Here is a 21,506-nt window from a genome sequence, read left to right as displayed (position 1 = left end):
CCGTGGCGCGAAGATCGTCCGTGCCGTCGGCGACTCTATGTGACGCGGAACGCACTCGCGATCACCTACGCGTAACGATCTGGACACGACCCGCCGGTCGAGGGAATCACTCGGAGAGCGACACATCCTTCGGTGGTACGGCGTCCACACCGGCTTCCTTGCGCTGTTCTGGGGTGATCGGCGCAGGAGCGGCGGTGAGCGGGTCGAAGCCACCTCCGGACTTCGGGAACGCGATCACATCGCGGATCGACTCACTGCGCGAAAGCAGGGCAACGATTCGGTCCCAGCCGAATGCAATGCCGCCGTGAGGCGGCGCGCCGTACTTGAAGGCCTCCAGCAGGAAGCCGAACTTCTCGTCGGCCTCGTCCCCGCCGATGCCCATCACCTCGAAGACCCTTTTCTGGATGTCCTCGCGATGGATACGGATCGAGCCGCCGCCGATCTCATTGCCGTTGCAGACGATGTCATACGCCCAGGCGATGGCGTTACCAGGGTCCTTGTCGAACGCCTCGAGGTCCTGCGGCGAGGTGAAGGCGTGGTGTACGGCGGTCCAGGCGCCGCTGCCGACCGCCACGTCGCCGGCGGCCGTCGCCTCATCGGCCGGCTCGAACAGCGGCGCGTCGATGACCCACAGGAAGCTCCACGCGTCCTCGTCGATCAGGCCGCCGCGCCGGCCGATCTCCAGCCGCGCCGCGCCCAGCAGCGCCCGGCTCGACTTCACCGGGCCGGCCGCGAAGAAGATGCAGTCCCCCGGCTTCGCGCCGACGTGCTCGGCGATGCCGGCCCGCTCCGCGTCGGTGAGGTTCTTGGCCACCGGGCCGCCCAGCTCGCCGTCCTCCTGCACAAGCACATAGGCGAGGCCCTTCGCGCCGCGCTGCTTGGCCCACTCCTGCCAGGCGTCGAGCTGCTTGCGCGGCTGGCCGGCGCCGCCGGGCATCACCACCGCGCCGACGTACGGCGCCTGGAACACCCGGAAGCCGGTGTAGGCGAAGAACTCGGTGCACTCGACGAGCTCCTGACCCATCCGCAGGTCGGGCTTGTCCGAGCCGTAGCGCGCCATCGCCTCGGCGTACGTCAGCCGCGGCAGCGGGGTCGGCACGTCCACCCCGATCAGCCCCCAGAGCGCGGTCAGGATCTCCTCGGACAGCGCGAGCACGTCGTCCTGCTCGACGAAGCTCATCTCGACGTCGAGCTGGGTGAACTCCGGCTGCCGGTCCGCGCGGAAGTCCTCGTCGCGGTAGCAGCGCGCGATCTGGAAGTAGCGCTCCATCCCGGCGACCATCAGCAGCTGCTTGAACAGCTGCGGGCTCTGCGGCAGCGCGTACCAGCTGCCGGGCTGCAGCCGCGCCGGGACCAGGAAGTCGCGCGCGCCCTCGGGCGTGGAGCGGGTCAGCGTCGGCGTCTCGATCTCCACGAAGCCGTGCCGGTCGAGTACGTCGCGCGCGGTCTTGTTGACCTTGCTGCGCAGCCGGATCGCCTGGTTGGGACCGGTACGGCGCAGGTCGAGGTAGCGGTGCCGGAGCCGCGCCTCCTCCCCCACGTCAATGTGGTCGTCGATCGGGAACGGCAGCGCCGCGGCCGCGCTCAGCACCTCGACGTCGGCCGCCACGACCTCGATCGCGCCGGTGGCCAGGTTGGGGTTCTCGTTGCCCTCCTTGCGGGCGACGACCTCACCGGTGACCTTCAGGCAGTACTCGCTGCGCAGGTGGTGGGCGACCTCCTCGTCGCGGATCACGACCTGCACCACGCCGCTGGCCTCGCGCAGGTCGATGAAGGCGACCCCGCCGTGATCGCGCCGCCGGGCCACCCATCCCGCGAGGGTGACGGTCTGGCCGACGTGCTCGGCGCGGAGGGCGCCGGCGTCATGGGTGCGGATCACGAGTTCTGCTCCTTGATAGTCACCTGCGGACGCAGGTCCTGAGTGGATGGGGTCCAGGTCGCCGGGTCCGCCGGCACCTGGTCGCCGGTGCGGATGTCCTTCACCTCGTGGCCGGAGTCAGTGGTGAAGAGGACGTACGGGATGCCGCGGCGCTCGGCGTACCGGATCTGCTTGCCGAACTTCGCCGGCGTCGGCGCGACCTCGCACGGCACGCCGTTGCCGCGCAGTGCGCCCGCGACCAGGTCGGCCGCCTCGCGCGACTCCTCGTCGTTCAGGGCGACGAGTACGGCGCTCGGCACCGACCGGTCGGCCACCAGGAGACCGCGCTGGAACAGCGGCACCAGTACCCGGCTGACGCCGAGCGAGATGCCCACGCCCGGGTACGTCGTCTTGCCGTCGCTGGCGAGCGCGTCGTACCGGCCGCCCGAGCAGATCGACCCGAGCGACTCGAAGCCGTCGAGCCGGGTCTCGAACACGGTGCCGGTGTAGTAGTCCAGGCCGCGGGCGATCTTGAGGTCCGCCTCGATCCGGACACGGTCGGTCACCAAGCCCGCGCAGCCGCGGACCAGCGCCGCCAGCTCGTCGAGTCCTTCGTCAAGCAGCTCGTGGGAGACGCCGAGTGCGCGCACCTCGGCGACGAAGGAGTCATCGGCGGTGCAGATCCGGGCCAGGGCGAGGCACTGGTCGGCCTGCTCCTCGCTCAGCCCGGCCTCGGCGACCAGCAGCTTGCGGACCTCGTCCTCGGGCAGCTTGTCGAGCTTGTCGACCAGCCGCATTGCCTCGTCGACGTCGGGCGCGCCGATGCCGAGGTAGAAGCCCTGCAGCAGCTTGCGATTGTTGACCTGCAGCCGGAACGCCGGCAGACCGAGCAGTTTGGGGTCAGCGAGTCGCGACAGCGCGTCGAGCATTACCCGGGTGACCTCGATGTCGTGGTGGAAGGGCAGCACGTCGCGGCCGACAATGTCGATGTCGGCCTGGGTGAACTCGCGGAACCGGCCCTCCTGCGGCCGCTCGCCGCGCCATGCCTTCTGGATCTGGTACCGGCGGAACGGGAACTCCAGCTTGCCGGCGTTCTCCAGCACGTAGCGCGCGAACGGCACCGTCAGGTCGTAGTGAAGCCCGACCCCGGCCTTGATCGCGGAGTCCTGACGCTCGTCCTCCTGAAGCCGGCGCAGGAGGTAGATCTCCTTGGAGGTGTCCCCCTTGCGCAGCAGCTGGTCCATGGGCTCGACCGCGCGGGTCTCGATGCTGGCGAACCCGTGCAGCTCGAAGGTGTGAGCGAGGGTGGCGATCACCTGCTGCTCGACGAAGCGCTGCTCGGGCAGGAGTTCAGGAAAGCCGCTCAGCGGCGTGGGCTTGCTCATGTGTTCAGAGACCTCGAGTGACTTGGTCGGCCGCACCAGTGTCGGCCAGATCCTGCAAGAACGGGTTGGTGGCGCGCTCACGGCCGATCGAGGTCTGCTCGCCGTGGCCCGGGAGGACGACGATGTCGTCGGCCAGCGGCAGCACCTTCGTAGCCAGGCTGCGCATCATCGTCGGATGGTCGCCGCCCGGCAGGTCGGTGCGGCCGATCGAGCCTGCGAACAGCAGGTCGCCGGAGAACATCACCTCGCTGACGTCGGCGGCCGGGTACGGCGTACGGAAGGTCACCGAGCCCTCGGTGTGTCCGGGGGTGTGGTCGACGACGAAGCTGACGCCGGCCAGCTCGATGGTCTGCAGGTCGTCCAGTTCCTGGACGTCGTCCGGCTCGGCCCACGAATAGCTACCGCCGAGCAGCATCTGGGTGGTCTCACGGGACATGCCGAGCATCGGGTCGGACAGCAGGTGCCGGTCCTTGGGGTGGATGTAGGCCGTGGCGTCGTACGTGCCGGCCACGGGCGCAACGCACCACATGTGATCGACGTGTCCGTGGGTGACCAGCACCGACACCGGCTTGAGCTTGTGTTCGCGCACCACCTGGTCGACGCCCTCCGCTGCGTCCTTGCCGGGGTCGATGACCACGCACTCGGCACCCGGAGCGGTCGCCACGACGTAGCAGTTGGTCCCCCAGGGTCCTGCGGGGAAGCCGGCGATGAACAACGAGGAGTCCTTCTGATGATCAGTTGGATCAGTATGTGAGCGATGACTGGAAGAGCCTACCTGCGCCTGCGCACACGGCTCGACCGTGACTACGATGGGCGACCATGAGCGCGCAGGAGCAGTCGGCGTGGGGTCGGGTAGCCGAAGACGGCACCGTCTACGTCAAGACTTCGGACGGTGAACGTCCCGTTGGGCAGTACCCCGCTGGCACCCCCGAGGAGGCGCTGAAGTTCTTCACCGAACGGTACGACGCGCTCGCCTTCGAGGTGGAGTTGCTGGAGCAGCGGGTGAAGTCCGGCGTGCTCTCCCCCGACGAGGCGGTCGAGTCGGTGAAGAAGGTCCGCTCGCAGCTCGTCGACGCCCACGCCGTGGGTGACCTGGACTCCCTGGTCACCAAGCTCGATGCGCTCAGCGAGGTGATCGGCACCCAGCGTGAGGCCCGCAAGGCCGAGCGGGCACAGAAGGTCGCCGAGTCGCGGACCCGCAAGGAGGGGATCGTGACCGAGGCCGAGCAGCTCGCCGAGAGCAACGACTGGCGCAACGGCGCCAACCGGCTCCGCGATCTGCTCGAGGAGTGGAAGGGCCTCCCCCGGCTCGACCGCGCCTCCGACGACGCCCTGTGGCGCCGGTTCTCGACCGCGCGTACGGCGTACACCCGGCACCGCAAGTCGCACTTCGCCGAGCAGCACGAGAAGCGCGACGCCGCTCGGGTGATCAAGGAGAAGCTGGCCACCGAGGCGGAGAAGCTCGCCGACTCCACCGAGTGGGGCCCCACCGCAGGCAAGTTCCGCGACCTGATGCGGGACTGGAAGGCCGCCGGACCGGCCCCGCGCGAGGTGGACGACGCGCTGTGGAAGCGGTTCCGTGGCGCCCAGGACCAGTTCTTCGGCGCCCGCGACGCCGCCAACGCGCAGCTCGACCAGGAGTTCGCGGCCAACGCCGAGGTCAAGGAGCAGCTGCTGGTCGAGGCCGAGGCCCTGGTCCCGGTCACCGACCTGGACGCGGCCAAGAAGGCGTTCCGCGATATCGCGGACCGCTGGGACGCCGCCGGCAAGGTCCCCCGGGACCGGATGAAGGAGCTCGAGGGCCGGATCCGCAAGGTCGAGCAGGCGATCCGCGGGGTCGAGGACGAGCAGTGGAAGAAGTCCGACCCCGAGAAGTCCGCCCGCGCCGACGACATGATCTCCAAGCTCGAGAAGGCGATCGCCGGCGTACAGAAGGACCTCGAGAAGGCCCGGGCCGCCGGCAACGACAAGAAGGTCGCCGAGCTCGAGGACAACCTCGAGTCCCGCCAGCAGTTCCTCGAGATGGCCCGCCGCGCCGCCCAAGACTTCTCCTAATAGTCATCGCCTGTGGTCAAGGTGCTGCGAGTGCGGCGGCGCCTGCCTTGGCTCGTCGTAGCACGCCCAAACTCGGCGAAGCTCCACAGGATCGCGAGTACGACGCCCGTGATGGCCAACGCGGCTTCGATCACCTCATCTCACCGCTGAGGATTCGGACGCAGAACGAGACCCACGAGCCGGACTCGCGACCCGGAAAGCGGTCGCCCAACAACACTTCCAGGCGGTCCATTGCATGAGCCCACCTGCCGTACGCCGATCGGTACGTTTGGACATTCCATTCATGCCATGCCGCGCAGCCAGCGTGTGGACCAGGCTCGCGATCCCCGCACTGCTCCAACACCGCGAAGGAGTCGAGCGCCTCACGGGCAGTCAGGTATGCCTCGTCGCTCAACACTCCCGCCACCGCCGAATAGGACCGATCCGATGTCTCACCATGGGGAGACGATCTCGCCCGGATCCGCGAGACTCGATCCTCCAGCGGGTATCTCACGGTGAGATGTAGTCTGCCTGTGAGATGAATGGTGCGGCGTACGGTCCCATTGAGCTTCCGGCCTCGGTCTGGCAGCGGATCGATACACGTGCCGCGCTCGCAGATCGGAACATGGCGGCACTCTTGCGGCTTGTCCAGCGGCATGCCGGAGTTAGCCAGGCCCGCTTGGCGATTGCGGTCGGCCTCGGTCAAGGCCGCGTCAACGAGATCATCAACGGCAAGCGGTCGGTGACCCGGATCGACGTGTTCGAGCGCATCGCCGAGGGCTTGACAATGCCCACTGATGCGCGCGCCGTACTTGGGCTCGCATCGACGCGCCCCATCGCACCCGGCACCCTCACCGGACAGGCCGAGATCGCGCGGGCGTACCCGAGCCAGGCGGACGTTGCTCGGGAACTGCGGCGCTTGGCGGCTACCTCAGCCCTTGTGGACATCCTCGCCGTGCGCGCGCTTGGCCTCGTCGCGCTCAGCGACTCCCTGCTGCACGGCCCGCTCACCAGTCGGGAAACACCCGTACAGGTCCGTGTGCTGCTGCTCGACCCGGTCTCCGCAGCAGCGTCGACGCGGGCCGAGGAGATCGGCGAGTCAACCGAGGCATTTGAGGCCGGGATCCGGCTATCACTCGCGCGCCTCGCCGAGCTGGACGACCACCCAACCGTCAGACTTGATGCGCGGCTGTACGGCGACCTGCCGACGTGGCGGCTGGTCGGGTTCGACGACACGCTGTACCTGTCGGCATTTGGCACAACGCACGAAGGTCATCGCTCGGGGGTCTATGAGCTCGCCGCTGCGGCGAACGGTGTGCTTCACTCTGGCTTCCGGCGGTACTTCGACGACCTGTGGTGTCGGGCACGCCTCCCGGAAAGGACGAAATGATCGAGTGTGAGCTGAAGGCGCGGGTGCGCGATCCCGAGGCACTGCGCGCCCAGCTATCCGAGCTGGCTAGAGCGGAGCCGAGCACGTACCGAGACGTCTATTACGACCAACATGACCGTTCCCTCGCCAGGGAAGGGCGGGAGGTTCGCATCCGAACCGTCGAGACCGCCACCATGCGGTCCAGCATGCTGACGTACAAGGAGCCCGCCGTCGACCGGGCATCCGGCTCCAAACCAGAGCACGAGACGGTGCTCGCAGACCCGGGCGTGGTCGACACCGCGTTCCGTGCGCTGGGCGCTGTCGAGCTGGTCGCGTTCACAAAGCAATGCGTGAACTATCGGTTCACCGCTCGCGGCCGGGACATGCTCGCCACGATGGTGACCGTTCCCGAGATCGACGGGACCTTCCTCGAACTGGAGACGATGGCAGACATCGACGAGGTCGACCCGGCGATCGCCGACGTCCGGGCGACGCTTGCCGAACTCGGTATCAACGAGGGCGACCTGACTGCCGCGCAGTACTCGGACGCTGTCATGCGCGCCCGTAAGCAAGGCCGAGCGGTGATCCACCCGCCATCTACTGCGTGACCCGGTAGGCGTCGAAGACGCCGGGCACGGAGCGTACGGCGCGGAGCACGGTGTCGAGGTGCTTCGCGTCGGCCATCTCGAAGGTGAAGCGGGACTTGGCGACGCGGTCGCGAGTGGTGTTCAGGGAGGCGCTCAGGATGTTCACGTGGACGTCGGAGAGCACCATCGTGATGTCCGACAGCAGCCGCGCCCGGTCCAGCGCCTCGACCTGAATGTTGACCAGGAACGTCGACTGCGAGGTCGGCGCCCACTCGACGTCGATGAGCCGCTCAGGCTCGGCCTGCAGGTTGGCGGCGTTGGTGCAGTCCTTGCGGTGCACCGACACACCCGCGCCCTTGGTCACGAAGCCGAGGATCGGGTCGCCGGGCACCGGCGTACAGCACTTGGCGAGCTTGACCCACACGTCAGCCGCGCCCCGCACGATCACGCCAGAGTCGCCGACCGGGGTGGCCTTGGTCCGGCCGCGGCGTCCGGTGATGGTGACGGCCTCGGAGAGGTCCTCCTCAGCGCCGCGCTCGCCACCGTGGAGGTCGATCACGTGCCGGACGACGGCCTGGGCGCTGATGTTGCCCTCGCCGACCGCGGCGTACAGGGCGGTCACGTCGGTGAGCTTGAAATGCTCGGCGGCAAGCGACAGGGACTCGTGGGACAGCAGCCGGTTGAGGGGCAGACCCTCCTTGCGCATCAGCCGGGCGATCTGGTCCTTGCCGCGGTCGATGGCGCCTTCGCGGCGCTCCTTGGTGAACCACTGGCGGATCTTGGACCGGGCCCGCTGCGACTTCACGAACTGCAGCCAGTCGCGCGACGGGCCGGCGGTCGGCGCCTTCGAGGTGAAGACCTCGACCACGTCGCCGTTCTCGAGCGTGGACTCCAGCGGCACCAGCCGGCCGTTGACCCGGGCGCCGATGGTGTGGTGACCGACCTCGGTGTGCACCGAGTAGGCGAAGTCCACGGGCGTGGAGTCCACCGGCAGCGCGACCACGTCGCCGCGCGGGGTGAACACGTAGACCTCGGCGCGGTTGATCTCGAACCGCAGCGACTCCAGGAACTCGCCCGGATCCTCGACCTCGCTCTGCCAGTCGAGCAGCTGGCGGATCCAGGTCATGTCGTCGGCATCGGCCTGGCGGTCGGTGTCGAGGCCGGCGCGGCCGTCCTCCTTGTACTTCCAGTGCGCGGCGACGCCGTACTCGGCGCGGCGGTGCATGCCGAAGGTCCGGATCTGCAGCTCCACCGGCTTGCCCTGCGGGCCGATCACGGTGGTGTGCAGTGACTGGTACATGTTGAACTTCGGCATCGCGACGAAATCCTTGAACCGGCCGAGCACCGGGTTCCAGCGGGCGTGGATCACGCCGAGGACCGAGTAGCAGTCGCGGTCGTCGTCGACGAGAACGCGGATTCCGACCAGGTCGTAGATGTCGGTGAACTCGCGGCCGCCGAGAATCATCTTCTGGTAGATCGAGTAGTAGTGCTTCGGCCGGCCGGTCACCGTCGCCCGCACCCGGGCGTCCTTCAGGTCGGTCTCCACCTGGTCGATGACCTGCGCCAGGAACTGGTCGCGCGACGGCGCCCGCTCGGCCACCATCCGCACGATCTCGTCGTAGATCTTGGGGTGCAGCGTCGCGAAGGCGAGGTCCTCGAGCTCCCACTTCAGCGTGTTCATGCCGAGCCGGTGCGCCAACGGGGCGTAGATGTCGAGGGTCTCGCGCGCCTTCCGCTCCTGGGTCTCCTGCTTCACGTAGCGCAGCGTCCGCATGTTGTGCAGCCGGTCGGCGAGCTTGATGACCAGCACCCGGATATCGCGGGACATCGCGACGATCATCTTGCGGATCGTCTCGGCCTGCGCGGAGTCGCCGTACTTGACCTTGTCGAGCTTGGTCACTCCGTCGACCAGCAGCGCCACCTCGTCGCCGAAGTCGGCGCGCAGCTGGTCGAGGGTGTACGGCGTGTCCTCGACCGTGTCGTGCAGCAGCGCGGCCACCAGCGTCGGCTCGGTCATGCCGATCTCGGCCAGGATCGTGGTCACCGCGAGCGGGTGGGTGATGTACGGGTCGCCGCTCTTGCGCATCTGAGTGCCGTGCAGCTTCTCGGCGGTCAGATAGGCCCGCTCGAGCAGCGCGAGGTCGGCCTTCGGGTGGTTGGCCCGGACCACCCGGAACAGCGGCTCGAGGACGGCGTTGCTCGCCTGCGACCGGGTCCCGAGGCGGGCCAGACGGGCCCGCATCCGCCGCGCGGACTGCGCGCCGATCGGCTCCGGGGCGCGCTCGGGGGCGCGCTCCTCCGCCTGAATGGCACTCCGCTCCTCGGTCACCTGACCCAGTCTATGGGGCAGGTCTAGACATTGCGCACCGAAGCGTCACTCATTGTGAAAAGACGGATTTCTCGACGTCAGATCGTGGCGAGCGCGGTGAGTGGCAGATCACCGATCGTGGCCCGTCCGGGGAGGAACGACAGCTCCATGAGTACGGCGACGGCATGCACCGCTCCCCCGCACTTGGTGACCAGCTCCTCGGTCGCCGCGACGGTTCCGCCGGTGGCCAGCACGTCGTCCACCAGCAGCACCCGGTCGCCGGGAGCGACGCCGTCCTGATGGATCTCCAGCGTCGCCTCGCCGTACTCCAGCGAGTAGGACACGGCGTGGGTCGCGCCGGGGAGCTTGCCGGCCTTCCGGACCGGCACGAAACCGACACCGAGGGCCAGCGCGACCGGCGCGGCGAGGATGAAGCCGCGCGCCTCCATGCCGACCACCTTGTCGACCGCCGGGTTGCCGTCGGCGTCACGGCCGACGTCGGCGAGCGCGGCGATCACGTTGGCGAACGCCGTGTGGTCGGCCAGCAGCGGCGTGATGTCCTTGAAGACGACCCCCGGCTCCGGGAAGTCGGGGACGTCACGCACCAGCCGCTGCAGCGCGATCTCGGGCGGCTCGAACATCGTGCTACTTCTTGCCGCGCTTGGAGCGTGGCTTCCGGGTCGGCTGCACCCGGCCGGCGGAGCGGCTCTCCTGCACCGGCCCGTGTGCGGACGGCGCGACCCGACCGCTGCCTGCCGTCTCCGGCCGCCGCGCCGCGGCCGGCGCCTTGGTCGTGGTGACCAGCGGAGCCCGCCGGGCGGGGGCGTCGTCGCGCTCGGCACCCGGCTCGTCCTGGATCGGCATGTCCTCGCTGAACGACGGCACCGCGGCGTACGGGTCGGCCTTCTTGGCACGTGCCCGCGCCTTGGCCCGCTTCTCCGCGTCCATGACGTCCTTCTCGTTGGCCTTCAGCATCACCAGCAGCGGCGGCGCGATGAAGATCGAGGAGTAGCAGCCGACCGCGATGCCGACAAAGAGCGCCAGCGCGAGATCCTTCAGCGGGCCGGTGCCGAGCTGGACGGCGCCGACGTACAGCAGGCCGGCGACCGGGAGCAGCGCGACCAGCGAGGTGTTGATCGAGCGGACCAGGGTCTGGTTGACCGCCAGGTTGGCCGCCTGCCGGTAGGTCTGGCGGACCTGGCGGAGGTTCCGGGTGTTCTCGCGAACCTTGTCGAACACCACGACCTTGTCGTAGAGCGAGAAGCCGAGAATCGTGAGTACGCCGGTCACCGTCGCCGGCGTCACCTCGAAGCCGGACAGTGAGTAGACGCCGATCGTGATCAGGATGTCGTGAGCGAGCGCGATCAGCGCGGCGACAGACATCTTCCACTCGCGGAAGTAGATGGCGATGAAGAGGCTGACCAGGATCAGGAACACCACGACGCCGGTGATCGCGCGCTTGGCGACCTCCTTGCCCCAGCTGGCGCCGATCTCGGATACCTGGAGATCGGTCTGGCTGGCCCCGGTGGTCTCCAGGATCGTGTCGACCACCTCGGCGTTCTCGGCGTCGGTAAGCTGCTCGGTCTGGACCAGGATGGAGCTCTCACCGGCAGTCGTGACCACCGGTGACTTGGCGCCCTCGATGCCGGTGTCGGCGACGTCCTTGCGCAGGTCGTCGGCGAGGCTCTGGGTGGCCTTGTCCGCCGGCAGCGTGACCTTGTACTCGGATCCACCGACGAACTCGATGCCGAAGTTGAGGCCGCTGACGGCCAGCGCCGCGACCGCCACCAGCATCAGCACGCCGGACAGCGCGAACCAGACCAGGCGCTTGCCGACGAAGTCGACCGAGACCCGGCCTTCGTAGAGGTCGTTTCCGAGACGGGTGAACTTGCTCATCAGGCCTTCCCCCCAACCGTCGCCGCAACCGGGGCCGGGGCCCCTGACACGCCGAGGGCCTCCTGGTCGAGACCCGACCACTTGTGGCCACTGCTGAAGAACTTGTACGTCGCCAGGTACGACACCATCGGCTTGGTGAACCAGAAGAAGACCGCGAGGTCGATCAGCGTGCTCAGGCCGAGCGCGAACGCGAAGCCCTTTACGACGCCGACGGAGAAGATGTAGAGAACGGTCGCCGAGAGCAGCGAAACCGTGTTCGCCGCGATTCGGGTGGACCGGGCCCGGACCCAGCCGCTCTCCACGGCGACCCGCATCGACTTGCCTTCGCGCATCTCGTCTCTTATTCGTTCGAAGAAGACGACGAACGCGTCCGCGACGATGCCGACCGCGATGATCAGGCCCGCGATGCCGGGCAGCGACAGCGTGAACCCGGCGGCCTCACCGAGCAGCAGCACGAAGCCGTAGGTCGCAACGCCGGCGAGGAGCAGCGACGCGATCACGACCAGGCCGAGGCCGCGGTAGTAGAACAGGCAGTACAGCATGACCAGGCCCAGGCCGATCACCGCGCCGGTGATGCCGGCGGTGAGCTGGTTGCCGGCCAGCGACGGGCCGACGGTCTCGACGTTCGGGTTCTTCTCGAACGCAACCGGCAGCGCGCCGTACTTGAGGCTGGTCGCGAGGCTGTTCGCGGAGGACTCGTTGAAGCTGCCGGAGATGCTCGCCCGGTCGCTCAGGTTCGGGTCGTTCATCGTCGGCGCGGAGAGCACCTGGCCATCCAGCACGATCGCGAACAGCTTCTGGGTGCCGAAGAGGGTCTGCGAGATCTTCGAGAACACCTTGGAGCCGTCGCCGTTGAACTTCAGGCCCACCGACCACTGCAGCTGCTGCTGGTCGTAGTCCGCCGTGGAGTCGTCGAGGTCGGTGCCTTCGATCACCGCGGCCGACATGAGGTACTTCGTGCCCCGGTCGTCGCAGGCGACAAGAGGCTTCTTCGGGTCGTCGACTACCTCTGCGACCTCGCCTTCGGCCGGACACTGGTACGCGTTATAGGCCTGCATCGACTCGTCGTCCGGTGCATTCTGCCAGCCCAGCGCGGCATCGATCCCGGTCGTCTCCGGCTCATCGGCCGGCGCCTCCGAATCGGTGGGCGCGGAGGGGCTGGACGTGGTGCTCCCGGAGGGCGTACCGCTGCTGCTCGGCGTCTCGGTCGGGTCGGTGGCAAAGCCAACCGGCGGCCGGCTCTTCGGAGTGGCGGTGCCGCTCGGCTCCTGCTCCGGCTGCTCGTTGGCGGGCGGCTGCTCCTGCTCGGGCGAGAGTACGCCGCTGCCCGGGATCTGCTGGGTCGGGTCGCCGGTGCTGCCCGAGAGCGAGGACGCGCCGACCAGCCGGAACCGCAGCTGCGCCTGGCGCTCGACAGTCGCGACCAGGTCGCGCCGGCTCTTGCCGGGGATCTCGACGTTGATGTACTTCGAGCCCTGGGTCGTGACCTCGGCCTCGGCGACGCCGGAGCCGTTGACCCGCTGGTCGATGATGCCGGCGGCCTCCTCGAGGCTGGCCGACTCCACGTCGCCCTTGGCGGTCAAGGTGATCCGGGTGCCGCCCTGGAGGTCGAGGCCGAGCTTCGGCTTCCACGCTCCGGCCAGGGCAACCAGCCCGAACAGGACGGCCATGGCCAGGAAGAACACCACCAGGGTGCGCACTGGCTGCTGCGCCGAGTTCTTAGCCACTGTTCACTTGCTCCTGTCGTTCACGACTTTGACCACGGCACCCCGGGCGACCTCGACGACGACGCCATCGGCGATCTCGAGCTTGAGCCGGTCGTCGCCGTCGACGCTGTGGATCTTCCCGAAGACGCCGGCGCCGATCATCACCTCGTCACCGACGGCGAGCTCGGCCTGCATCTGGCCGAGTTCCTTGTTACGTCGTGCCGCCGGTCGCACCATGAGCAGCCAGAACAGGAGCACGATGCCGACGAGCGGGATCAGCGCATAGAGATCGGACACGGGTTTGGGATGCCTCTCGGAAAGCTGGATATGGCCGCTCAGCAGAGGTGCCAAGGCCGACCAACGGTGAAGTGTAACCGCGGTCAGTCCTCAAACAGAGTCGCATCCCCAAACGATCCGTCCGGCATCGGCGGGACGGCCAGTCCGAGGTGCCGCCAGGCGGCCGGAGTCGCCACCCGGCCCCGCGGCGTACGGGCGAGAAGACCGGTGCGCACCAGGAACGGCTCGGCGACCTCCTCGACCGTCTCCCGCTCCTCCCCGACCGCCACGGCGAGCGTGCTGATCCCGACCGGACCGCCTCCGAAACGGCGGCAGAGTACGCCGATCACGGCGCGGTCGAGCCGGTCGAGCCCGGACTCGTCGACCTCGTAGAGGTCGAGCGCGGCGCGCGAGACCGGCAGCGTGACCACGCCGTCGGCGCGCACCTGCGCATAGTCGCGGACCCGGCGCAGCAGCCGGTTGGCGATCCGCGGCGTACCGCGCGACCGGGACGAGATCTCCACCGAGCCATCGTCGGTCAGCTCGACGCCGAGCAGCCCGGCCGAGCGGTGCACGATCAGGTCGAGCTCGCTCGGCTCGTAGAACTCCAGGTGCGCGGTGAAACCGAACCGGTCGCGCAGCGGCCCGGGCAGCAGTCCGGCGCGGGTGGTGGCGCCGACCAGAGTGAACGGCGGGATCTCCAGCGGGATCGCGGTCGCACCCGGCCCCTTGCCGATGACGACGTCGACCCGGAAGTCCTCCATCGCCATGTAGAGCATCTCTTCTGCCGGTCGCGACATCCGGTGGATCTCGTCGACGAACAGCACGTCGCCTTCGTTCAGGCCGGACAGGATCGCCGCCAGGTCCCCGGCGTGGGTGATCGCCGGGCCGCTGGTCAGCCGCAGCGGAGCGCTCATCTCGGCGGAGATGATCATCGCCAGCGTGGTCTTACCGAGTCCGGGCGGACCGGACAGCAGCACGTGGTCCGGCGCCCGGCCGCGCCTGCGTGCGGCTTCGAGGACCAGCCCGAGCTGCTCGCGAACCCGGGTCTGCCCGATCACCTCGTCGAGGGTGCGCGGCCGCAGCGCCGCCTCGACCGCGCGCTCGTCGCCCTCGGCCTCCGCGGCGGTCAGCGAGGCGAAGTGTGCTTCCTCGGCAGCCTCGAGATGGTCCATCGCCTCAGGCCTTGCTCAGCGTCTGCAGGGCGGCGCGCATCAGGACGCCGACATCGGGGTTGCCGTTGGCCGTGGGGGCGACAGCGTCGACGGCCTTCTCGGCCTCCTTCGTCGACCAGCCGAGCCCGACCAGACCCTGATGGACCTGGTCGCGCCAGGGCGCAGCCGCCGCCGGGGCGCCGACACGGCTGGCTCCCCCGCCGGCCACCACGCCCAGCCGGTCCTTCAGCTCGAGGATGATCCGCTGCGCGACCTTCTGGCCGATGCCAGGGACCCGGGTCAGCGTCTTGACGTCGTCGCCGGCGACCGCACTGCGCAGGTCATCGGGCGAGAGTACGGCGAGCATCGCCTGCGCGAGCTTGGGACCGACCCCGCTCGCGGTCTGCACCAGCTCGAACGTAGCCTTCTCGTCCTCGTCGACGAACCCGAACAGCGTCAGCGAGTCCTCACGCACCACCAGCGACGAGGGCAGCGTGGCCGGCTGGCCGGCACGCAGCGTCGCCAGCGTGCTCGGCGTACACATCAGCTCCAGGCCGACGCCGCCGACCTCGATCACGGCCCCGGTGAGCGACACCTGGGCGACCGTGCCGGAAACGAACGCGATCACTGCTCTATTTCCTCCCTGTCATGGCTTTCGACTTCGCCACCGCGGCGTCGATCCTGGCCTGCGCACCGCCACGCCACACATGGCAGATCGCCAGCGCCAGCGCGTCGGCGGCGTCGGCGGGCTTGGGTGCTTGTTCCAGCCGCAGCAGCCGGGTCACCATCGCGCCGACCTGAGCCTTGTCGGCCCGGCCGTTGCCGGACACGGCGGCCTTGACCTCGCTCGGCGTGTGCATGCCGACCGGGATCCCGCGCCGGGCCGCGGCGACCAGCGCGATGCCGCTGGCCTGGGCGGTGCCCATGATGGTGCTGGAGTCGGAGCGGGCGAACACCCGCTCGACAGCCACCGCGTCGGGCCGGTGCTCGTCGAGCCACGCGTCGATGCCCTTCTCGATGGTGATCAGCCGGATCGCGACCGGGACGTCCGCAGATGTCCGGACCACGCCCACGTCGACCATCGTCAGCGGCCGGCCGATGTCGCCGTCGACGACCCCGAGACCACAACGGGTCAGACCGGGGTCGATGCCGAGCACCCGCATACCTCACCCCTCTTTGCCCGAACACCTGTTCGGACCCGACCTTACGGGCTGGCTTGCGCCGTACTCACGGCGACACGCGCTTGACGGCTTTGGCTAATTCGATTAGCTTTTTGGCTATGACTCACTACCTCGAGGTTCCCGGCGGCCGGATCGCGTACGACGACACCACCGGCGCCGGGCCGCTGCTCGTCCTCAGCCCAGGGATGGGCGACCTGCGATCCAGCTATCGACTGGTGGCACCGGAGCTGGCCGAGGCCGGCTATCGAGTGGTGACCGTCGACCTGCGCGGCCACGGCGAGTCGAGCGTGCCGTTCGACGAGTACACCAACTCCGCCACCGGCGCCGACCTCGCCGCGCTGATCCGCCACCTGGACGCCGGCCCGGCGGTCGTGGTCGGCCACTCCTTCTCCGGTGGCAGCGCGGTCTGGCTGGCCTCCGAGCATCCCGAGCTGGTGCGCGGCGTCGTACTCCTCGAGGCGTTCACCAAGCCCGTCACGATCAACGCCTTCATGAAGCAGCTCGCACGGCTGGTGCTCAGCTCGCCCATTCTCTGGGCGATGTACTACAAGTCCTTGCACAAGGGGCCGAAGCCCGCCGACCTCGCCGAGCACGTCGCCGCGATGAAGAAGAACCTGGGCGAGACGGGACGGATGGCCGCCGCCCGCACGATGGGGCTCGGCACCAAGGACGACCTCGCCGGCCGGCTGGAGCGGGTCACCGCCCCCGCGCTCGCCGTCTACGGCACCAAGAGCCCCGACTTCGCCGACCCGCGAGCCGAGGCGGAGTCGATCGCCGCCGCGCTGGCCGGGACGACGGAGATCGTGATGGTCGACGGCGCCGGTCACTACCCGCACCACGAGTACCCCGAGAACACCAGCGCCGCGATCCTGGCCTTCCTCGGGCGGCTCTGATGCCGCGTGCCGGGCTCTCCCCCGACGGGGTCGTCGACGCCGCCATCAATCTGGTCGACACCGACGGAGCGGCCGCCCTCACGCTCTCGGCCGTTGCCGGGTCCGCCGGCGTCGCGACGCCGTCGCTGTACAAGCACGTGCGCAGCCTCGCGGAGCTCCGGCAGCTGGTGACACTCCGGGTCCTCGACGAGCTTGCCGACCGGGTCAGCGAGGCGGCGATGGGCCGGTCCGGCGACGACGCCGTGCGCGCGGTGATGCGCGCCTACCGGTCCTACGTCGTGGACCATCCCGGCCGCTATGCCGCGATGGAGCAGACCCCGGCGACCGAGCCGCCACTTGCCGCCGCGGCCGACCGCCTGCTCGGCGCCGTACTGGCGGTGCTGCGTGGCTACGACCTCGACGGGCCGGCCCTGATCCACGCTGCCCGCTGTCTGCGCTCGGCCGTCCACGGGTTCGCCGTACTGGAGGCATCAGGCGGGTTCGGGCTGCCCGAGCCTCTCGAGGAGAGCTACGAGCTGCTCATCGGGATGGTCATCAGCGGACTGCGTTGAGCGTCGACCCGGCCGGTGTTCACATGCGACAGCGGTGACCCGGCCCGTGTTCACATGCGACAGCGGTGACCCGGCCCGTGTTCACATGCGACAGCGGTGACCCGGCCCGTGTTCACATGCGACAGCGGTGACCCGGCCCGTGTTCACATGCGACAGCGGTGACCCGGCCCGTGTTCACATGCGACAGCGGTGACCCGGCCCGTGTTCACATGCGACAGCGGTGACCCGGCCCGTGTTCACATGCGACAGCGGTGACCCGGCCTGTGTTCACATGCGACAGCGGTGACCCGGCCCGTGTTCACATGCGACAGCGGTGACCCGGCCCGTGTTCACATGCGACAGCGGTGACCCGGCCCATGCTCATACGGATCGTCAATACCGGCCGGGTCGACGTACCTGGGCGTCAACACCGGCCGGGTCGACGTACCTGGGCGTCAACACCGGCCGGGTCGACGTACCTGGGCGTCAACACCGGCCGGGTCGACGTACCTGGGCGTCAACACCGGCCGGGTCGACGTACCTGGGCGTCAACACCGGCCGGGTCGACGTACCTGGGCGTCAACACCGGCCGGGTCGGTGCGGCTTCACGCGTCCAGCTGCGCCATGACCTCGTCGGAGACGTCAAAGTTGGCGAAGATGTTCTGGACGTCGTCGAGGTCCTCGAGCAGCTCGATCAGCCGGAAGATCTTGGCCGCCGCGTCCTTGTCGAGCTCGACCTGCATGTCGGGCACGAACGACGCCTCCGCGGAGTCGTAGTCGATCCCGGCGGCCTGGAGCGCGGAGCGGACGGCAACCAGGTCGCTCGCCTCGGAGACGACCTCGAAGGACTCCCCCAGGTCGTTGATGCTGTCGGCGCCGGCCTCGAGCGTGGCCTCGAGGACGTCGTCCTCGGTGACCTTCTTGTCGTCCTGCTCGACCGGGACGATCACCACGCCCTTGCGGTGGAACAGGAACGACACCGAGCCGGCGTCGGCCAGGGAGCCGCCGTTGCGGGTCATGACCGTGCGCACCTCCATGGCGGCGCGGTTCTTGTTGTCGGTGAGGCACTCGACCAGCATCGCGACGCCCGACGGGCCGTAGCCCTCGTACATGATCGTCTGGTAGTCCGCGCCGCCCGCCTCCGCACCGGAGCCACGCTTGATCGCGCGGTCGATGTTGTCGTTGGGCACCGACGACTTCTTCGCCTTCTGTACGGCGTCGTAGAGCGTCGGGTTGCCGCTGATGTCACCACCGCCCATGCGCGCGGCGACCTCGACGTTCTTGATCAGCTTGGCGAAAAGCTTGCCGCGCCGGGCGTCGATGACCGCCTTCTTGTGCTTGGTAGTGGCCCATTTGGAGTGGCCGGACATGCAGATCCTCTTCTGGTCTCAGGTACGCCGACACGTACGGGGCCCGAGCGGCCCGAGTCGGCACCCCCGCAGCCTACCTGTCGACGCGTGCGTCCTCTCGTCGCGTCGGGTCGCCGGGCACCGACGCAAGCAGCTCGACCAGATCCGCCCGCCGCAGGTCGCGGGTGTCGCTGATCGCGTGCTCGTCGATGAAGGCGATGGCCGACCGCAACGTGAAGCGCGCCTCCGCGGTTCGGCCGACCGCACGCTGGCTGCGGGCCAGGTTCGTGAGGATGATCGCGTGTGGGCGGGCCAGGATCCGGTCTCGGCCGAGCTCCAGGGCTTCTACGAAACAGTCGAGCGCCGCTTGGCCGTCGCCGCTCGCCAGCAGTGCAGCACCAACCGTGTCCAGGCCCTTGGCCTGGTCAATAGGCGAACCGGCATGACGGTAGAGCGCCACCGCTTGTCGAGCTTCGGCGATCGCCGAGTCGTGCAGCGACAGATCGGTGAGGTCGTACGCGAGGTTGTTACGCACGTTGGCTTCGCCGCGGAGGTCGCCAAGTTGCAGCTTCAGCGCGAGCGCTCGTCGGTAGTAGTCGAGTGCCGCCATCGGCTGGCCGCAATCACCAGAAGCCATGCCGAGGTTGTTGAGCACACGTGACTGCCAAGCGACCTCCGTCAGCTTCTCGAAGAGCGCAAGCGCCTGCTCAAACGCGTTCACCGCCTCGTCGGGCGCCTGTCCGCCGAGGTACGCGAGACCAAGGGTGTTGAGCGTCCGGGCCTCGGCCAGGTCGCTGCCGAGCGTCTGCGCGGCATGCGTGGCGAGATGATGCAGGTCGAGAGCCTCTTCCCATGGCCGATTCCATCGGATCTCGTCCCACAGGGCATGCGCGATTCCCACCGTCACCCATGGATGCGACTGCACCGCGGCCTCGGCGATCGCGAGCAGGAAGTCGGTCTCTTCGTCGAACCAGGCCACGACCGCCGCCTGGTCGCTCCCGAAGTCGGTATCAGGTACGCCGGGCACCTCGTCGTCTGGATGCAGGATCGACATGTGCGGCGAGAACACCCGCTCCGCATTGGTGGCCGTGCGCAGGCACCACTGGTAGAAGCGCCGCAGGGCCTCGCGCTGCACGCCGGCTGGTTCGAGCTTCACAGCCTCAGCGGCGTACGCACGAACCAGGTCGTGGATCTGGAACCGGCCCTCCGCCGTCGCCGTTGCCAGGTTCGCATCGGTGAGCCGGTGCAGGAGGCGACGAGCGACAGCCGGCGGCTCGCCCGCGAGTGCGGCGACCGCGTCGACGCTGATGTCCGCCCCCGGCGCCAGTCCGAGGAGTCGGAACAGTCGCGCGGTATCGGCATCGAGCGCGTCGACTGACCAGGAGAGTACGGCGCGGACATCGGCGAGTGCGTCGTCCGGGTCGGCGAAGGCGTCGAGACGCTGCCGCTCGTCGCGCAGCTCGGCGGTCAGCTCGGCGAGCGGTCGATCGGCGTACTGGTTGGCACGCTCGGCGGCGACCGTCAGGGCGAGAGGGAGCCGACCGCAGAGCGCGGCAAGCTCGGCCACGGCCGACTCGTCGACGGAATCGGTGACCAGCCGTGACCGCAGCAGCGAGGTCGCCTCTCGTTCGGGCAGGACGTCCAGCCGCACCCGATGCGCACCGTCCCGAGCAGCCAGACCACCGAGCTGGGCCCGGCTGGTCACCAGGACCATGCAGCCGGCGCCGGGCAGGAGTGGCCGGACCTGCTCGGCGTCACGGGCGTTGTCGAGCAGGACCAGGACCCGCTTGGCCGACACGCTGCTGCGCCACAGGCCGGCTCGGGCATCCACGCCGCCCGGAATCCGGTAGCCGGGCACACCGATGCCGCGGAGCAGCAGGTCGAGGGCGGCCGCGGGTTCCATCGGCTCACCGGGCCCGTAGCCACGGAGGTTCACGAACAGCTGGCCGTCCGGAAACCGGTCCGAGACCCGGTGCGCCCAGTGCACCGCGACCGTGGTCTTTCCGACCCCGCCCATGCCGTGCAGCACCCCGAGCACGACCTGGCTCCGGCTCGCCTCGTCGGGCAGCTTGTCGAGCAGCCCGTCAAGCTCGGTCAGGGCGTCGCCACGGCCGGTGACGGTCCCGGCGTCCGGAGGCAGCTGCCGCGGCACCGCCAGCGCCGGCCCGGCTGCGGTCACCGTCAGCCGCTCGCCGCGCAACAGACCGGCGTACAGGCTCTGCAGCTCCGGGCTCGGGTCGATCCCGAGCTCGTCGACCAGCCGCACTCGGACCCGCTCGTACGCCGCCAGCGCATCGGCCGGCCGACCGGATCCGTCAAGTGCCAGCAGATATCTGGCCCACAGCGGCTCACGCAGCGGGTACGCCGCCGTCAGCTGCTCCAGCTCGGCGACCAGCTCACCGTGCCGGCCGGCCGCCAGGTCGAAGTCGGTCCGCTGCTGAACCGCTGCCAGCCACCGCTCGGTCAGCCGCCGCGACTCGTGCTCGGCCAGCCAGTCGGAGAGCGGCTCGCCTCCGAACGGCTCCCCCAGCCACAGGCCGAGTGCCTCGCGCAGCAACGGCTCCGGGTCCGTGCCCCGTCGGCCCGCCCGGTCCAGCAGCCGCCCGAAGTGCACCGCGTCCACCCGCTCCGGCTCGACCCGCAGCTGATACCGGCCGGACTCGGTTCCGATCGCATCGTCACCGAGCGCACGGCGTAGCCGGCTCACACAGGTGTAGAGACTGGCGCGCACGTCGCCCGCCTGGTCGTGTCCCCAGACCCGCTCGTACAGCGACTCCGCCGGCACCGACTCCCCCGCCGACAGCGCCAGCACCGCCAACAGCGCCCGCGGCCGACGTCCTGGCAACTCAACCGGCTCGCCGTCGACGATGGCCTCGACCCGCCCAAGCAGCCGAACCTCGAGGCTTGCGGAACTGGCTACTGCCATCGCACCCCCAGGTGTCGCCTGCTCGACCCGACGGCCGCCCGGCGCAACAGCCTA

At 69.2% G+C, this 21,506-nt stretch carries 18 protein-coding genes; 5 read left to right on the top strand and 13 right to left on the bottom strand.

What is annotated here, in order from left to right; all coding sequences use genetic code 11:
• Positions 1–106: 106 nt before the first annotated feature.
• From aspS to DDV73_RS19170, 3 genes are read right to left on the bottom strand one after another with little or no spacing between them, the layout of a single operon-like run.
• Positions 107–1,879: an aspartate--tRNA ligase gene (gene aspS / locus DDV73_RS19180; protein ID WP_109508851.1), complete on the bottom strand. Its 1,773-nt coding sequence runs from the start codon at positions 1,877–1,879 to the stop codon at positions 107–109.
• On the bottom strand, positions 1,876–3,243 hold the full coding sequence (hisS, locus tag DDV73_RS19175) for a histidine--tRNA ligase (RefSeq protein WP_109508979.1): 1,368 nt from the start codon (positions 3,241–3,243) through the stop codon (positions 1,876–1,878). The genes aspS and hisS overlap by 4 nt, the downstream gene beginning before the upstream one ends.
• A 4-nt stretch (positions 3,244–3,247) precedes the next feature.
• Positions 3,248–3,958 carry an MBL fold metallo-hydrolase gene (locus DDV73_RS19170; RefSeq protein ID WP_109508850.1) on the bottom strand — a complete coding sequence of 237 codons (711 nt, stop codon included), beginning with the start codon at positions 3,956–3,958 and terminating at the stop codon, positions 3,248–3,250.
• A gap of 104 nt (positions 3,959–4,062) precedes the next feature.
• Between DDV73_RS19170 and DDV73_RS19165 the strand changes: the two genes are divergently transcribed.
• From DDV73_RS19165 to DDV73_RS19155, 3 genes are all read left to right on the top strand, one after another.
• On the top strand, positions 4,063–5,298 hold the full coding sequence (locus DDV73_RS19165; RefSeq protein WP_109508849.1) for a DUF349 domain-containing protein: 1,236 nt from the start codon (positions 4,063–4,065) through the stop codon (positions 5,296–5,298).
• A 517-nt stretch (positions 5,299–5,815) separates the two neighbouring features.
• Positions 5,816–6,667, top strand: a complete 852-nt coding sequence (locus tag DDV73_RS19160; protein WP_109508848.1) for a helix-turn-helix domain-containing protein — start codon at positions 5,816–5,818, stop codon at positions 6,665–6,667.
• The gene (locus tag DDV73_RS19155; RefSeq protein ID WP_206050956.1) at positions 6,631–7,254 is read left to right on the top strand and encodes a class IV adenylate cyclase; all 624 of its coding nucleotides are present in this window, start codon (positions 6,631–6,633) and stop codon (positions 7,252–7,254) included. Before DDV73_RS19160 ends, DDV73_RS19155 begins: the two co-directional genes overlap by 37 nt.
• Here the strand turns inward: DDV73_RS19155 and DDV73_RS19150 are convergent.
• The 8 genes from DDV73_RS19150 to ruvC all read right to left on the bottom strand — a co-directional run bounded on the left by DDV73_RS19150 (position 7,244) and on the right by ruvC (position 15,736).
• Complete coding sequence (locus DDV73_RS19150; protein ID WP_109508978.1) at positions 7,244–9,475, bottom strand: RelA/SpoT family protein; 2,232 nt, start codon at positions 9,473–9,475, stop codon at positions 7,244–7,246. The two genes, DDV73_RS19155 and DDV73_RS19150, sit on opposite strands and share 11 nt — an antisense overlap.
• Positions 9,476–9,639: 164 nt before the next feature.
• Positions 9,640–10,182: an adenine phosphoribosyltransferase gene (locus DDV73_RS19145; protein WP_109508846.1), complete on the bottom strand. Its 543-nt coding sequence runs from the start codon at positions 10,180–10,182 to the stop codon at positions 9,640–9,642.
• 4 nt (positions 10,183–10,186) lie between these two features.
• On the bottom strand, positions 10,187–11,437 hold the full coding sequence (secF, locus tag DDV73_RS19140; protein WP_109508845.1) for a protein translocase subunit SecF: 1,251 nt from the start codon (positions 11,435–11,437) through the stop codon (positions 10,187–10,189).
• On the bottom strand, positions 11,437–13,164 hold the full coding sequence (gene secD, locus DDV73_RS19135) for a protein translocase subunit SecD (RefSeq protein ID WP_109508844.1): 1,728 nt from the start codon (positions 13,162–13,164) through the stop codon (positions 11,437–11,439). The genes secF and secD overlap by 1 nt, the downstream gene beginning before the upstream one ends.
• A gap of 3 nt (positions 13,165–13,167) precedes the next feature.
• A complete protein-coding gene (gene yajC, locus DDV73_RS19130; RefSeq protein ID WP_161962461.1) occupies positions 13,168–13,440 on the bottom strand; it encodes a preprotein translocase subunit YajC in 273 nt (90 codons plus the stop codon).
• Between the two features lie 83 nt (positions 13,441–13,523).
• Positions 13,524–14,594 carry a Holliday junction branch migration DNA helicase RuvB gene (gene ruvB, locus DDV73_RS19125; protein ID WP_109508842.1) on the bottom strand — a complete coding sequence of 357 codons (1,071 nt, stop codon included), beginning with the start codon at positions 14,592–14,594 and terminating at the stop codon, positions 13,524–13,526.
• A 4-nt stretch (positions 14,595–14,598) separates the two neighbouring features.
• Positions 14,599–15,201: a Holliday junction branch migration protein RuvA gene (gene ruvA, locus DDV73_RS19120; protein WP_109508841.1), complete on the bottom strand. Its 603-nt coding sequence runs from the start codon at positions 15,199–15,201 to the stop codon at positions 14,599–14,601.
• A gap of 4 nt (positions 15,202–15,205) precedes the next feature.
• A complete protein-coding gene (gene ruvC / locus DDV73_RS19115; RefSeq protein WP_109508840.1) occupies positions 15,206–15,736 on the bottom strand; it encodes a crossover junction endodeoxyribonuclease RuvC in 531 nt (176 codons plus the stop codon).
• Positions 15,737–15,852: 116 nt separating this feature from the next.
• Here ruvC and DDV73_RS19110 point away from each other — a divergent pair, with 116 nt between their 5' ends.
• Together DDV73_RS19110 and DDV73_RS19105 are read left to right on the top strand one after the other, a co-directional pair.
• Entirely contained in the window at positions 15,853–16,647 is a 795-nt protein-coding gene (locus tag DDV73_RS19110; RefSeq protein ID WP_154402815.1) for an alpha/beta fold hydrolase, read from the top strand.
• Positions 16,647–17,198 (top strand): TetR/AcrR family transcriptional regulator, encoded by a 552-nt coding sequence (locus DDV73_RS19105; RefSeq protein ID WP_109508839.1) that lies wholly within the window; start codon positions 16,647–16,649, stop codon positions 17,196–17,198. Before DDV73_RS19110 ends, DDV73_RS19105 begins: the two co-directional genes overlap by 1 nt.
• Before the next feature lie 584 nt (positions 17,199–17,782).
• Here DDV73_RS19105 and DDV73_RS19100 read toward each other — a convergent pair.
• Both DDV73_RS19100 and DDV73_RS19095 read right to left on the bottom strand, forming a co-directional pair.
• A complete protein-coding gene (locus tag DDV73_RS19100) occupies positions 17,783–18,547 on the bottom strand; it encodes a YebC/PmpR family DNA-binding transcriptional regulator (protein ID WP_109508838.1) in 765 nt (254 codons plus the stop codon).
• A 73-nt stretch (positions 18,548–18,620) separates the two neighbouring features.
• Entirely contained in the window at positions 18,621–21,452 is a 2,832-nt protein-coding gene (locus DDV73_RS19095; RefSeq protein ID WP_109508837.1) for an AfsR/SARP family transcriptional regulator, read from the bottom strand.
• Positions 21,453–21,506 lie beyond the last annotated feature (54 nt).

The sequence above is a fragment of the Nocardioides speluncae genome (assembly GCF_003121585.1).
Lineage (GTDB): Bacteria > Actinomycetota > Actinomycetes > Propionibacteriales > Nocardioidaceae > Nocardioides > Nocardioides speluncae.
Note: the sequence above shows the minus strand (reverse complement) of the source record. Positions and strands in the feature narration are given on the sequence as shown.